Raw genomic sequence first — 14,526 nt, 5'->3', positions numbered from 1 at the left:
TAGTAAATCGTCCAATAGTAAATTAATTCATTCTTTCATCGCTTTGTAGCAATGTCTCACACGAGCAAATGCCGTGATATTGGCAAACAGGGCAACAAAAGCCAGAGGAACAATCATAATCAGGATTGGTTCGAAAGCGGTGATATCTTTGAAAACGCCACAGAACAAAGCTCCGAGACTGGTCAGCACTACGCGTTCCGGACGTTGCATGAATCCGACTTTACATTCAATTCCTAAGCCTTCGGCACGGGCACGCACGTAGCTTACCATCAGTGAACCGATTAGTGCCACAAATGCAATGAGTGCATAAAGGAAATAATCTTTCATTGATAAATAGTAACAGATACCAAAGAAAGTCATCAATTCACTGTAACGGTCGAGTACTGAATCGTAAAGCGCACCGAACTTGGAACTCATGTTGCCTAGGCGAGCTACACGTCCGTCCATCATATCGAACAGTCCGGCAAACAAAATCACACCTCCTGCCCAGCCGATAATGGCTAAATCGTTCTGTCCGCCATATATGCCGGCATATACAAACATACCTGCCGCTACTACATTCAGGATAAATCCGGTAGTGGTGATAAAGTTAGGAGTGATTCCTATTTTAATCATTCCGCGTATCAGGGGATTGATAATCTTATAAATCAACTGTTGTAAATAATCTCTGTAATTCATCTGTTTAAATCTGTTTATAGCTATTTTTATCTAAATCTTCTGTTTTCTCAATCTGTATATATCTAATTCTTTCGTTTTCTCATCAGTCTTTTCAATCCGTTTTTTCAGTTTCTTTTTCCGAATAAACTTCTGATATCTATATTCCGGTAAACAAAAAAGCGCTGCATATTATAATTCCAAAACAGTGCCACGATGATTGCCACTACCACTTTAGGGATAATGAAGAAATCTCCGAAATACAGGCTAAGTGTGTTGCGTACCCAGGGAATCTTCGCCAATGATTCCGTCAGTGCATACGTTCCCCACGTATTGAGCCAAACGCTGCAAACCCATACAAGGATAAATTTTACAGCAACGTGTGTTTTCTTTCCTTTCGATTTAAAAGTCCATTTATAGTTGATAACGCAATTAACGATTCCTCCATAGATAGCCCCCGCCAGGGTGGCATATACATAGTAGACATCAAACAGCCTGACCAGAAGAATCGTAACGAGAAAGTCTGCAATAGTTGCCATTTGAGCAGAAAGCTGCGCCCTCAAAAACATGAAGATGCCGCCTTTCTGGGAAATCATCCGTGCAACTTTTTTCAGCCAATCACCCATCTCGCTCCCACTAACAATATAAAACTATACACTCCCGCCAAAACATCGTCCATCATGACCCCTACTCCACCTTTCAGGCTTTCCATACGACGTATGCCCAACGGTTTGGCTATATCAAAGATACGGAACAGGGCAAAAGCCGCAATCACGTACCAAAACCATTTGTCATCATTGGGAACAGCCAACAACGGTATCCACACTCCCACCATCTCATCTACTACCACACGCGAAGGATCTTCTCCCCAATAAGTCTCCAGCTTATCGGCAGCCCAAATGCCGGCGAATATAAATACAATCACCAAAGCGGCAGTCAGCCATAATACCCAAGAGAAAGGAAGGAGAAAATAAAGTGCAATCCAAATGATAGAAGCCAGTAACGCCCCAGCCGTGCCGGGAGCAAAAGGAGAAAAACCGGAGCCAAAGCCCGTGCCTATAAAAACAGGTAGAAAGGGAGGACGCTTCATTTATTACTAATTACTAATTACAAACTACGAGTCGGTTGTGTCACGAGTCCCCCAACGAATGGGGAATTTGTACAATAAAAAAGTAAAAGTTGAGGTTGAGCATCCACCAGTCTTTATAGGATGGTAAATCTCAATCTCAACTTATTATTTGGGGTTACTGATTAAGCTAAGTAATCAGGTTCTTTTTCACCAATCATGTTACGCAATGTCTGTTTTACCATTCTCCATTGTGTAAACAAGTCGTGTTCGGGCTGATGTTCGAAATCGTGCATCGGACTCTTGCAGAAGAATGACAACCAAGTCTGGATGCCACACATGCCTGCACGCATTGCCAAGTCGCTGAACAACACAAGGTCAAGAGCGATAGGAGCTGCAAGGATAGAGTCGCGGCAAAGGAAGTTCACCTTGATTTCCATCGGGTAGCCCATCCATCCGAAGATGTCGATGTTGTCCCATGCTTCTTTGTTGTCTTTGCGGGGAGGATAGTAGTTGATACGTACTTTATGATAAACATCTCCGTAGAGATCAGGATATTTTTCTGGTTCGAAGATAGTGTCGATTACAGACAGCTTGCTGACTTCTTTTGTCTTGAAGTTGTCCGGATCATCGAGCACTTCACCGTCGCGGTTACCGAGGATATTGGTAGAGAACCAACCGTTCACACCCAGCATACGGGTTTTGAACATCGGAGCCAATACGGTTTTCATCAGTGTCTGACCACTCTTGAAGTCTTTACCGGAGATAGGTACATTCTTTTGTTTAGAGAATTCCCACATAGCAGGAGTATCCACACACAAGTTAGGAGCCCCCATTACGAACGGAGCACCTTCTGCAATAGCAGCATACGCGTAACACATACTCGGAGAAATCACGTCTGTATTGTTTTCCTTCATTGCTTTCTCTAAAGCAGCGAGTGACATGTGTTCGTCAGACAGCGGAATGTAAATTTCAGTACTTGCAGCCCAAAGCACCACTACGCGTTCGCAGTTGTTAGCAGCTTTGAAGTCGCGGATATCCTGACGAAGTTGTTCTACCATTTCCCAACGGGTAGCAGCCTTCTTCACGTGTGTACCGTTCAGACGTTTTGCCCAGTTGTGATCGAAAGCAGCCGGCATCGGTTTGATAGCTTCCAACTCTTCTTTTACTCCATTCAGGTCTTTTTCTTTCAAAACCTCGGCGTACATAGCAGCTTCGTATGCGTTGTCCGGGAAAATATCCCATCCTCCGAAAACAATGTCTTCCAAATTCGTCAAGGGCACAACGTCCTTGATGAGTTTTTCTTCGTTGTTCTCCATGCGCATTGTGGCTAACTGTGTAATAGATCCTATCGGTTTTGCCAGTCCCTTGCGAGAGGCTAGTGTACCTACAATCATCGTGGTAGCTACCGCACCACCCACTCCGACTACCAGTACACCAAGACGCCCGGTAGCGGGTTTAATTTCTTGTTTCATTTCTATTCTATTAAAATTAAACTAAAATTGATGCAAAAATAAGATTAATTAATTACTAATACAGTCTTTATTTGTCATATAAACATTGCAATTAGCAGGATTTAACTTTTAAAAGGTCATGTGGAGACTTATTCTCAAGCCTGATCTGTCAATCCCGGGCGAATCACGATAAGTGAGCCTCCAGATATAGTCCAAACGTAACACCTTGAAAATGTTTTCAATACCGACACCCGCCTCCACATAAGGTGTTTTTCCCATTGTTTGTGTGTTCTCTATCGGAAAAGCGAACAAACCGTCGCTCAAAGCCGGATTGTTTTTATCGCTCAAATGTCCATATAATCCACGACAGGAAACTATTTCTCTCCATTTAAGTTTTTTCAACAACGGTACCCGGTTGAACAGCCATCCGTTGAGGAAATAAGTAACATCCCACGAGAAATACTCATCGTTCATAAACTCCATCGCATTCATCAACGAGTAAGATTCCGGTTGGATGGTATAAGAAAGGTTGGCATTAGGCATGATAAGCAGCGGGAAAGGTACTTTATCCCACACTTTACCTGCTTTTAGTATAACGTCCGTATAGCCGAACGCGGAAAACCAGAAGCGTTTCTGAATACCGGCTTCGGTATGATTGTAGGTGTAATCGCTGCCCAACACTCCTTTTCCGGCAATGGTATGAGACAAGGTAAACACCGGTGCATCCAACGATACGGGAAAACGGTTCCATTGGGTCTGGAAGAATTTCTCGTTCGGAGCATAACGCAGTTTCAACTCTGCTGCACTGACAGAGAAATCTTTTACCGGGGTGTAGGTATCTCCTTCTTTCTTTAAAAAAGGAATCAGGTAGGAGGACTCATCTTGCCGTGTACGCGCTGTCAACTGGAAAGAAAAGCCGGAATAAAACTCATTGGTATAGGTCATCTCCGCCTGCCGGAAATAGCCGATACGGTCGTCCTTCTCACGTTTCAAGGCCAGGAACACATTGTCTTTGCTTGTATACAGGTAATTTTGTCCATACTGGTTCACATCTGATTCGTAACGCAATTTCAGTGAATGGATGGGAAATTCGTTGGCGTATTCTTTCTTCTTTTTGAAAGAATATTCCAGTTCTGCTAATCCTTTCACTCTTTCATCTTTAAACCCGTAAGCCACATATCCTTTGCCAAACAGGTGCGGATTGAGCCAGGCGGTAGTCATACCTCCGGCACGAATACGGGGACCTTCCAATGTGTTACCGCTGATAGTGGCATTCATCGGGCCGATATAGAAAAGCGGCGCTTCTTTGGAGGTAGGAATATATCCCGTAAAGAGAATGGAGAGTACTTTCTCCGTCCAGTAATATACCGGATAACTGCGTAATTGTGTCATCAGGCGGTCTACCGAGTTTTCCTGCTGGGAGATAGCGGCTTGCGGACGATTCTCCGCCCAGAATGTTGCGGGACGCGACAGGGCTTCCGTCTCTTCAATAATACGTTCGGGTTTGGTAAAGGCTTTGTCGGCTTCGGCAGTCGGCGTAAAGGTGTAGTTGCTGTAATCCGCTACCCGGCGGGCAAAAATACCGTCCTGTCCTTCGGTCAGTTTAAACTCAACAGTGATACTTTCATGATCGAGCAGGCGTGTGCCGTCTTCAGCGCGCTTAAATTCCTGTTCGAGCAACATATAGTCTACAAAGTTCAGATTTATCTTTTTGGGAAAGTTGAATACGGCACGTTTAACAAAGTAGGTAGAGTCGAGCGTCACATACAGGTGTCCGTTGAAACCGAAAGACTCGGAATTAAAAGGTGTGAAAGCGAGGTCTGCACAAGGCTCTCCGGCAATCTGCAACGTGTCCATCAGGTAATATTTATAAAAGCCTGTACCGATACGGGACAAGGGACTGACAAACTTATTCGTAAACAGGGAAATGTTGTTTTCATAGATATCGACGTCTTTAAAGACTTCATTGATGGCTGCCTGCATCCCTTGTTTAGAGAGAAACTCATCGACACCGGCCTGTTTGCGCCCTTTCACCCATTGCTTCTCGGAACGGGGAGATTTCCGGTAATAGTCTGTGGCAAGCAGTTCACGGGCTGATACCGTCAGAATCGGTTTACCGGTAACGGCAGAAGTATCTACATATTCTGTCAGGAAATCAAATTTACGATATAGCCATTTTTTCTGTTTCTCTTCATCGAAGTTATTCAACGCAAAGGTGGTCTTTTCATAACGTTCGCGTTGCCAGAAGTCTTTCTCGTAGGGAGAGTAGTTGTCACGGCTTTCAATCATACGGCGGACAAATTCTACGGCGGGATTATCTTTCTTCCGGTAGTGTTCACGTTTGGGTTTGACTACCACTTCACCAAGCGCGTATTCGGTAGGCGCAAGTGCTACTTTATAGGATGCATTACGGGCAGGGCGAATGGTGCGGACATAGTCATTATATCCGATTACAGAGATTACAAGCACTGCTTCCGAGCGATGGGTTTTGAAGTAAAAGCGTCCGTCGCTTCCGGTAGTAGTTCCTTCTGTCGTGTCTTTTAAGCGTACAGATGCATAAGGCAAAGGCTCTTTGGTCAGAGAATCAGTCACCACCCCTTGTACCACATACTGCGCACAAAGCGGAATACTGATAGCCAATAAAAGAAAGAGCGTCAATGTGCCTTTTTTCATTAATCTCATACCTTAAATCCTATTGAATTGAGCGGGGCAAAGGTAGGAGTGATTTCAAGACAAAAAAAGGTCTATTTGACGGAAGAAATGTTCTTATTTGACACAATTAGGGGAAAGTAATACGGAATCGGGTCAGTCCGTCAGCGTAGGTTCGCAAAGAGAATGTACACCCATGACGCATCAGTACTTCGCGAATAAAGATAAGTCCGATTCCCTGACCGTTCGGTTTGGTAGAGAAGAAAGGACTGAACAGTTTAGCTTCTGTTTCCTTGCTGATTCCCTGACCGTTATCTATCACTTCAACAGTGGCCGGAGCGAGGGTGCGGACTATTATTTCCCCATCGGTTTCAATGCTTTCCGCTGCATTTTTGATGATGTTTACGAGTACTTGCTCAAACAAAGCGGCATCCAGCATCACATCTTTCAGACTTTCGTCTATTTCCATGCGGAGTGTGATGCGACGGTCATTACACATTCCTTCCATAAACCGCTTGCAGGTGAAAACCAAATCATTCAGATTGACAGAAGAAAGTGTCGGTTCGGGGATTTTCACCACATCGGCAAAACGGGTGATGAAACGACTCATCGAGAAACAACGGTCGGTACATACACGCATCACGTCGCAGATGTCTTCCATTCCTTCTTCGCTGGAAAGGGCTTGTTCTACCGTATCCAGTGTGGAAGTAATGCCGGCAGTCGTGTTGTTCACTTCGTGGGCAATCATGCGAATCACTTTCTCGTATGCTTTCTTTTCCGCTTTCATCACTTCGTCGGTGAGGGTTTCTACCAAGTAGAAGGGATGCTGAAATCCACGATCAATGAAAGAAGAATGAGTACACCGGTAGATATTCGAGTCGTTCAGACGGACGGTTACCTTCTCTCCTTTCGGGAGGTTGGCTAATTCCACCGCTAACGGAGAATCAATCTCTTTCATCTTCTTGCCTTGTACGTCTTCCAAACGAACACCCAGCATTTTCAGAGCCATCGGATTCAATTCCGAAAGGTCTTCATCAAGGGAAGTTATAATCACTCCCATCGGAGAAGCTTTAATCAGCAAATCAAGAAAATTATTCTGTTCACGCAGGCGGAGACGTTCATTCTTGAGTTGTTCCATCATGCGGTTGAAGATATTCACCACACGATCGGCCTCATATTGGCCTACGGGACTAAGACGGCTACTGAAATCTTGCTCACGCAACAGTTCCATACCGCTTCCGATTGTATTCAACGGCTTCACAATCTTACGATAGAAAAAGGTCAGATAAATGAGGATGAAAAGTATCAGCCCCTCCCCTATGTAGAAAAAGATTGTATTCAGTTGACTGGAAAGGAACAGCAATACACTACCTAATGCCAGCAGCAGAAAGACTAGTATGTAAAAGAATCCTTTTATACGCACGTTATCTGTGGTTAACGGTTAATCTTAATATTATTAGGCACGTGCCTAAATTTATCACATTGTTATATTATATTTTTCGAGACGACGATAGAGTGCTGCACGGCTGATACCCAATGCCGTAGCTACCTGACTCAAATTTCCTTTGTAACGGTCCAACGCCTGAAGAATGGTCTGGCGTTCTATTTCATCCAAAGTCATACCGGCCAGAGCTGCGCCTTCGGTCACTCTTGCGTCATCGTGGCGAATATACTGCGCATCAAAATCGGAAGCATCAAGCAGCGGTTTACCACTTACCAGAATGGTACGTTCCACCAAGTTCTTCAATTCACGAATATTCCCCGGATAGGGCAATCGGCTCAAGAATTGCAGGGCATCGGCAGAGAACTCCGTACGGGGCAATCCGTTGGTTACCGCCTGACGGTCGGCAAAATGACGTGCCAGCAAAGGAATATCTTCACGACGTTCGCGCAGGGCCGGCAGTTTCACTGTTATCAGATTGATACGATAGAAGAGGTCTTCACGAAAAGTACGTTCGCCTACCATTTTGCGCAAATCGGCATTGGTGGCTGATACTACCCGGATATCCGTCTTGCGCGGACGGCTGTCGCCGAGCACTTCAAATGTCTGATCCTGCAATACACGCAGTAACTTCACCTGGCACGAAGGGTCGAGATCACCTATTTCATCCAGGAAAATCGTCCCTTTGTTTGCCATTTCAAAACGTCCGATACGGTCTGCGGAAGCATCGGTAAAAGCTCCTTTCTTGTGCCCGAACATTTCACTTTCGAACAGGCTTTGGGAGATACCTCCAAGATTCACTTTCACAAAGGGATGTTTGGCACGCTGACTGTTGATATGAATGGCCTCGGCTATCAATTCCTTACCTGTTCCGCTTTCCCCTGTAATGAGAACAGAGGCATTGGTCTTTGCTATGCGGGCAATCGTATTCAACACATCCATCAATCCCTGGCTACGCCCGATGATGTGGCTGCGGTCGAAAGAATCGCTCTGTTCCTGCGTTGGTTCCTGTGGAGTGCCCGAAAGTTGGAGTGCCGTTTCAATGCGTTGCAACAAGGCAGCATTATTCCAGGGCTTCGTTATGAAATCAAAAGCTCCTGCCTGCATTCCTTGCACAGCAAGTTGGATACTTCCCCAAGCGGTCATCAATATCACCGGTGTTTCGGGACGGAATATTTTTACTTGTTTGAGTAGGGTCAAACCCTCCTCACCCGTTGTAGAAAGAGTGAAGTTCATATCCATCAGGATTAAATCCGGAGCTATGGAACGTACTACTTCCATAGCTTCCCGTGGACCGGGAACGGTCTGTGCTTCATATCCTGCCCGCTTCAACATGAAGCTAAGCGAAGAACGCACTGCGCTGTCGTCGTCAATTATCAGAATCATAGTTAAAATTGCAAGATTCCTCTACCAAGAAAACTTCTTCTTCTGTTTTTTCAATCTTCCAAGAAGAAGTATTTCTTTTTTTATTTCTTTCTTTATTTATAATGGGGGATGAATTTTTCTGTATTATTTACGTATTTTTCATTTCCCGAGTGTTAAAATCGAGTTTCAAAGGTACTATAAATAGTTCGTAATACCAAATGAATCAGGCATAAATACGCAATAGTCTGTTTGCAGACTTGAAAAACTTTTCCCATAATCTCCGGCAAGTTCCTCCATAAGATTCAAAAGCTTTTTCCTACCCTTTCTATCGCCGGATGATTTCATCAAAATCAGCTTCAAGTTCGGTATTGGTACGAAAATCCCATAGCGTCAGACTGCGAATCTGATAATAATAATACCAATAATAATAAAGTTCGGAAATATGTTTCTGTCTCGCATCATCTTTAGAGTTCTGCGCATCATTCAAATCCAAGGTATTGATTTTACCTATCAGGAAAGTTTCAATACTTGTTTTATATCGTTGCTGGGCTATCGCATCGGCTTCTTTGGCTATATCCAATTGTTGTGCCTGATTATTGAAATGCTCCACCAACAGAAAAATGTCCTGATTGAAGTTTATCTGTTCCTGACGAATCTTTGAAAGCACTACATCCCGGTTACTCTTGGCTACCCGGACTTTCCCACGGCGTTTTCCCCAATCGAGAATCGGAATCTTAACGCCTACCTGAACAATCTGATTGTCCTGCAAGTTCCTGTAAACGGCCGGAAAATTCCGGTTCTCACCCGTATACCCTACGCTTGCAAACAAATCGACACTACGCAAATTTCCGCGTGCAGTAGCTACTTCATAATCGGCTTCCAACTGGCGGCGACGGATATTCTGTGCAAAAGAATTACGTTCCAATGCTTTATTTAACACCTGATTGTACTCCATCCTCGGGCCATCCACAGCTTCGGGAAGAACCGGGTTTAGTACTTCATCCTCTCCTACTCCCAAAAAGGCACGGAGCTGGAACATCTTGGCATTGAGATCACTCTCTGCCTCCGTCAATGCAGCTTTCGCATTTAAAGCGGAGAGTTTCAACTGCAAGAGTTCATTCTCGGAAATTTGCCCCATTTTGCGTTTGGCAAGGGCTACTTCATAAAGGTGGTCGGCGTTTGTCTGGTTCTGTTTCGCCGTGCCAAGATTTTCTTTTGCCAACAAAAGATTAAAGTAATAAGTGATGGCACGCATCGTCACTTCTTCGGTAGCAGTGATAAAAGCTGCTTTCGCTTCGGCATAACGAACCGGTTCGATGCGTCTGTTCCACTTTATATTATTGACTCCAAAGATGGGTTGTGTAAGTTGTAATGTGACAGGAACCGACATAAAATGCCGGTCTCCTCCGGCTCCCAATTGCTTGATATAGTCGAGAGAGGAAGTCAGCGAAAGTTTACCACCGGTAAGCCAGATGTTTTGATCGATAGAAAGATCACCGGTAAGCCCCAATGTGTTATTACGGACGAAACCGTAAGAACCGTCCGAATTTTGATAGGAACTATATGATTTGTTATAATTGGGCAGGGTTCCGGTCAAGTTGACTTCCGGCAGAAGATCGGCACGAAAGGTACGAAACTCCCAATAGGCCGTTTTCAATTCATTCAAGGCAACAGCAGCGTCAACAGATTGAATACGCGCCATAGCAATGGCTTCATTCAAGGTTATTTCCCTTTCCTTCTGTGCCGACAATGCCAACGGCAGGCAAACGGCAGCAAGAGCAAACAATATACTTTTCTTTTTCATTATGCACAGTATTTTCCACTATGAGAGAATCAAACGATGTGCCAAAAAAGTAAAGTTTTTATTATCAACAGATTAGAAAATAAGAAAAGTGTCCATTTTCGGACACTATGCCCAAAAGTGAACGTTCGATTATTCGCAGTAGTTAGGAAGGCGCACAGTGAAACGAGTGCCTTTACCTACTTCGGAGGTGACGGAGATGGTACCATTCAGACGTTCGATGATGGTCTGACAAATACTTAATCCCAAACCTGCTCCTTGGGTGAAATTATCGACTTTATAGAATCGTTCGAATATATGACGGATACCTTCTTCAGAAATACCGACTCCGGTATCCTCCACAAAGATGCGGGTGTAGCCGGGAACCTCATCATCTTCATAGCCAAAAGTAATGAAACCGCTACTCGTAAATTTAGCAGCGTTATTTATCAGATTATTCACGACTTGCTGCAAGCGTACATTATCTGTCGTAAGGTATTTCTTATCACTTTCGGGCATACGCAACACCAGTTCTACTCCCGGTGGCATATTCAAGCGTTGAGAATCATGGACGGTCTTTAATAACAGCGGCAGGTTATGCTCGGCGAACATAAATTCCATGGTTCCCGATTCGATACGTGACAAATCAAGAATATCATTAATCAAAGCCAGCAACAGGCCACAATTCTTATTAATGGTTCCGATAAACTGGGCAATCTCTTCGCTTGTAAAACCACTCGTATCGCTTAGCAAATCGGAGAAACCTACAATCGCATTCAGCGGAGTCCGAATCTCGTGACTCATGTTGGCAAGGAACGCCGATTTCAGTTTGTCAGCCTGGAGGGCTTTATCACGGGCCTCTCTCATCTCCTGCTCGGCAGTCTTATATCGCTGGATACTCTGACAAACACCTAATATATTGTACAATGAATCTTGTGTCAATCCCGTGATTACGGAAGAACGATATTCCCACCATTCATACTCTCCGTTGACATTCCGCTGACGGAAGTTCAGACGGGTATTGGAATCTTCCCCGGTCAATGCTCTGTTAAACAACGGTCTTATTTCTTTCAAATCGTCAGGATGGATAGTGCGATCCATTTCATCACGGAGGATGGTAGTAACCGATTCATCGTATCCGAGACGTTTCAAGAAACCTTGCGGGAAAATAAAACAGTTCGTTTCCATATCAAACTGCCACGGATATATGGAGCTTTCGTCTACCGCCATATCAAAGAAACGTTTCTGCATTTCTTCATCCGAAATATTCCGCGCAGAAAGTGCCATACCGGTAATCGCGTCCTTTGAACGGATCGGAACTATTTCCCCCGACACCGGGAAGTACTTATCACTATGCACTTCTTTCATGAAAGCTCCCTGCGGTATCTTCACACTTTCTCCTTTTGAAGCTACCTGCTTCAGCATTTTATGAAGAATGTCCTGACCGTTATAATATATTTTGAAGATACTGCCAGCCATCATTCCTTCATAAAAACGCCCACCTGCCTCATACGGCAAATGAAGCATTTGTAATAAGGAACGGTTTGTAAAATGAATGTGCAAATCGGTATCATACGTTATCACACCATCACGGATGGAATGAAATACATTATCGAACTCATTACGCTGTTCCACCAGTTTATTCTGTACCAGCAGACGGGTCTGTGCCTGAATCCGTCGTTTGGATTCACGCCGGTTGGCACGCATCAGCCACACGATAGAGGCTATCAACAATGCGAGGATAGATGGATAGAGAAGTATAAAAAGGTATTTATATTTCTCCCAATATGGTTCATTGACTATCGTTCCGCTAGAAGATACTTTATCAGGATCGATATGGAAAAAATCTAATTGCTTGTAGTCAAAGATGAATCCCTGTGTAATTTCCGTCACTCCTATATCCCGGGGAGAGGTACCTTTCAAGACCGAAGCAGCCCTTTGAGCAGCCAATGATGCAGAAGTATAGCTGTCGGCATCATAAGCGCTAAACACACCGTTAGTCAATCCTACATTTTGAGTTGAAAATACGGGAGCTTTTGAGTTTTTACCTACAAATGAAAGGAAAGGCGACCATTTAGGAGCAACAACCAAACGTTCGTAGCTGTTACGAGGGTAACAAATTGCCGCAATGATATGACTAGTCGTATGATTTTGGGTATTATAGATTTTCATTCTATAATCCGGGTTGTCTTTCTGAAAGATTTTCCACTCTTCTTCAAAATCTTCAAGCCCTTTGTTACTTAAAAAGCTGTTATCTATCACACAAACCACTTCTTTCCGTCGGGGAAATATCTTTTGTGCCTGACGTAATATGACATCGAAATCCGGATTGGCTGTGAATCCGCAAACATTGGGATGAGTGGTAATCAACTTCGTATCGGGATACTTAATACCGAAAAACACCACCGGAATCTGCAAAGGCAACGAATCTCCACATGCAAAAAGGGTATAAAAAGCTTCATCACTCGCAGTTACAATCAAATCTGTCTGCCTGTCGCGGGCACGCTGACAAAAACGACGCATGATTACCTTCTCGGAATTGAATGCCCAAAAATCTGCATCAAGATATTCCGTTGTTATGTTAACCTTTAGACCGCTCTCTTTAAACCCTTTAGCCAAGCCCTGATTAAGGTCACTGTGCCAAGGAGTCTGCGAGGTGTAAGACTGTATAAAAAGGATATTGAATGTACGTTCCGCTGCCGCCGCCTGAGTAAGAACAGCAAAGAACAGAACTATAAACATACAATAGTAGCGTCGATTCATATAATTAAAACCTGCGGTGTTTTCAATATTATGCCGACAAAGATACGTTAAATCTATTGAAAACAAATAGATAGCCCAAGTTTTTTATTCTTCGCGCAGTGCTTCGGCAGGCTGTATGCGGATTACCTGACGGGCAGGAAACCAAATACCTATAAGAATCATTAAAGACATCAGGAAGTAGGTTATGACAAATGTAATAAGAAAACGCACTACTCCCCACTCCATATACCCTTCAGTCAACTCCAGATGGCCGATATTATAACAGATGGCGGCGGCAGGCAAAGCAGCCAGAGTCAATAATAGCAATCCTTCTTTATTTAAACGTTGCCAAAGCTGCATCCGGCTGGACCCGACTGCTATACGAAGCGCAGACTCGGCACGACGGTGCTGCGTACGGAACCAGAAGGTGCCGACAATGCCCAACAGGATATTAAGCAATAAGAAGCCCATCATCCAGAAACGTACCTGTACCTGATTATAACTTCCTTGCTGGAAGTCATTCCGCAGATCTTCATAATCATGCACTTTCAGGATGAATAAGTTACCAACACTCAACTGGTTGGCGGACAATTTCATCAAATGTTCCGCAAAGTCTCTGGAAGTCCCCGGTTTCACCCGCAGACAAACTTCTACACTCGAAGGATAAAGTTCATCGTCAAGTTCGACCATTATCTTTTCAGTAAGTTCAATGGCTACATACCGGTCACTGTAGTTAGGCCAAAAATCATTGTAACGCACTTTCTTCGAAACTCCCCCTATCTTGTACACTTTCGTAGAATCATCCACATCGACCATTTCTTTACCCAACAGCGTACGATCGCCTTTATAATCTTTGGGCCAGAAATTTTCACCAACAACAACATTGCCATTCCTTAAAGCTTGCACCAACGGCTGATAACCACGCCCATCAGCACTTTGATAACGAAAGACCTGAAAAAAGTCAGGGGTTACCGAACGCCGTAGCGGATTACTAACCAATGTATCGATACGTAACATACTACCGGAGTTACTCCCGATATAGGGACGCGCATTATTGGATATTGAAACGGCCTCCACTTCCGGCAACCTCCGGAGACGATTGGTCAACTCGATAATATCTTGTCCTAAAGATGTACTCTTTTGCTCTTTCGAAAGATAGGAATTACTCTTGTCGTTTTTCAGGCTTAGTTCCAAATAATACGTATCGGTAATATCAAATCCTACCGGTTCGTAATAAGTACGCGCTGTCACATACGTCCAGTCGACCACATACCACAGGACCACAAAAACAATTAATAGTTCTGACCACAACCACCCGTTTGACCGGCGCTCGTTCCATATTTGTTTTAATAGTTGCATTTTCTTTAGAATTTAG

The 14,526-nt window shown here is 44.0% G+C and carries 10 protein-coding genes; all 10 read right to left on the bottom strand.

The features are described from left to right. Positions 1–27 precede the first annotated feature (27 nt). Positions 28–678 (bottom strand): CDP-alcohol phosphatidyltransferase family protein, encoded by a 651-nt coding sequence (locus BSAG_RS19345; RefSeq protein ID WP_004311317.1) that lies wholly within the window; start codon positions 676–678, stop codon positions 28–30. 104 nt (positions 679–782) lie between these two features. Beyond that, a complete protein-coding gene (locus BSAG_RS19350) occupies positions 783–1,250 on the bottom strand; it encodes a GtrA family protein (RefSeq protein WP_004311318.1) in 468 nt (155 codons plus the stop codon). A 14-nt stretch (positions 1,251–1,264) separates the two neighbouring features. Then, positions 1,265–1,744 carry a phosphatidylglycerophosphatase A gene (locus BSAG_RS19355; protein ID WP_004314279.1) on the bottom strand — a complete coding sequence of 160 codons (480 nt, stop codon included), beginning with the start codon at positions 1,742–1,744 and terminating at the stop codon, positions 1,265–1,267. A gap of 161 nt (positions 1,745–1,905) precedes the next feature. After that, positions 1,906–3,195 (bottom strand): inositol-3-phosphate synthase, encoded by a 1,290-nt coding sequence (locus BSAG_RS19360; protein WP_004314280.1) that lies wholly within the window; start codon positions 3,193–3,195, stop codon positions 1,906–1,908. A 108-nt stretch (positions 3,196–3,303) separates the two neighbouring features. Further along, positions 3,304–5,856 carry a DUF5686 and carboxypeptidase-like regulatory domain-containing protein gene (locus BSAG_RS19365; RefSeq protein WP_008771243.1) on the bottom strand — a complete coding sequence of 851 codons (2,553 nt, stop codon included), beginning with the start codon at positions 5,854–5,856 and terminating at the stop codon, positions 3,304–3,306. A gap of 97 nt (positions 5,857–5,953) precedes the next feature. Continuing rightward, a complete protein-coding gene (locus tag BSAG_RS19370) occupies positions 5,954–7,246 on the bottom strand; it encodes a sensor histidine kinase (RefSeq protein ID WP_008771244.1) in 1,293 nt (430 codons plus the stop codon). Positions 7,247–7,300: 54 nt separating this feature from the next. Then, positions 7,301–8,650, bottom strand: a complete 1,350-nt coding sequence (locus tag BSAG_RS19375) for a sigma-54-dependent transcriptional regulator (protein WP_008771245.1) — start codon at positions 8,648–8,650, stop codon at positions 7,301–7,303. Positions 8,651–8,954: 304 nt separating this feature from the next. After that, a complete protein-coding gene (locus tag BSAG_RS19380) occupies positions 8,955–10,433 on the bottom strand; it encodes a TolC family protein (protein ID WP_004314284.1) in 1,479 nt (492 codons plus the stop codon). Between the two features lie 129 nt (positions 10,434–10,562). Further along, complete coding sequence (locus BSAG_RS19385) at positions 10,563–13,172, bottom strand: PAS domain-containing sensor histidine kinase (RefSeq protein WP_008771246.1); 2,610 nt, start codon at positions 13,170–13,172, stop codon at positions 10,563–10,565. A gap of 84 nt (positions 13,173–13,256) precedes the next feature. Then, positions 13,257–14,510 (bottom strand): ABC transporter permease, encoded by a 1,254-nt coding sequence (locus tag BSAG_RS19390; protein WP_008771247.1) that lies wholly within the window; start codon positions 14,508–14,510, stop codon positions 13,257–13,259. Positions 14,511–14,526: the final 16 nt, after the last annotated feature.

It is taken from the genome of Bacteroides sp. D1 (assembly GCF_000157095.2).
GTDB classification, from domain to species: Bacteria; Bacteroidota; Bacteroidia; order Bacteroidales; family Bacteroidaceae; genus Bacteroides; species Bacteroides xylanisolvens.
The sequence above is the reverse complement of the archived record's forward strand: the minus strand, read 5'-3'. Positions and strand labels throughout refer to the sequence as shown.

Excerpts from the sequence above, each read along its gene's own strand:
- BSAG_RS19345 (WP_004311317.1), bottom strand. The coding sequence starts at position 678 with ATGAATTACAGAGATTATTTACAACAGTTGATTTATAAGATTATCAAT.
- BSAG_RS19350 (WP_004311318.1), bottom strand. The coding sequence starts at position 1,250 with ATGATTTCCCAGAAAGGCGGCATCTTCATGTTTTTGAGGGCGCAGCTT.
- BSAG_RS19355 (WP_004314279.1), bottom strand. The coding sequence starts at position 1,744 with ATGAAGCGTCCTCCCTTTCTACCTGTTTTTATAGGCACGGGCTTTGGC.
- BSAG_RS19360 (WP_004314280.1), bottom strand. The coding sequence starts at position 3,195 with ATGAAACAAGAAATTAAACCCGCTACCGGGCGTCTTGGTGTACTGGTA.
- BSAG_RS19365 (WP_008771243.1), bottom strand. The coding sequence starts at position 5,856 with ATGAGATTAATGAAAAAAGGCACATTGACGCTCTTTCTTTTATTGGCT.
- BSAG_RS19375 (WP_008771245.1), bottom strand. The coding sequence starts at position 8,650 with ATGATTCTGATAATTGACGACGACAGCGCAGTGCGTTCTTCGCTTAGC.
- BSAG_RS19380 (WP_004314284.1), bottom strand. The coding sequence starts at position 10,433 with ATGAAAAAGAAAAGTATATTGTTTGCTCTTGCTGCCGTTTGCCTGCCG.
- BSAG_RS19385 (WP_008771246.1), bottom strand. The coding sequence starts at position 13,172 with ATGAATCGACGCTACTATTGTATGTTTATAGTTCTGTTCTTTGCTGTT.
- BSAG_RS19390 (WP_008771247.1), bottom strand. The coding sequence starts at position 14,510 with ATGCAACTATTAAAACAAATATGGAACGAGCGCCGGTCAAACGGGTGG.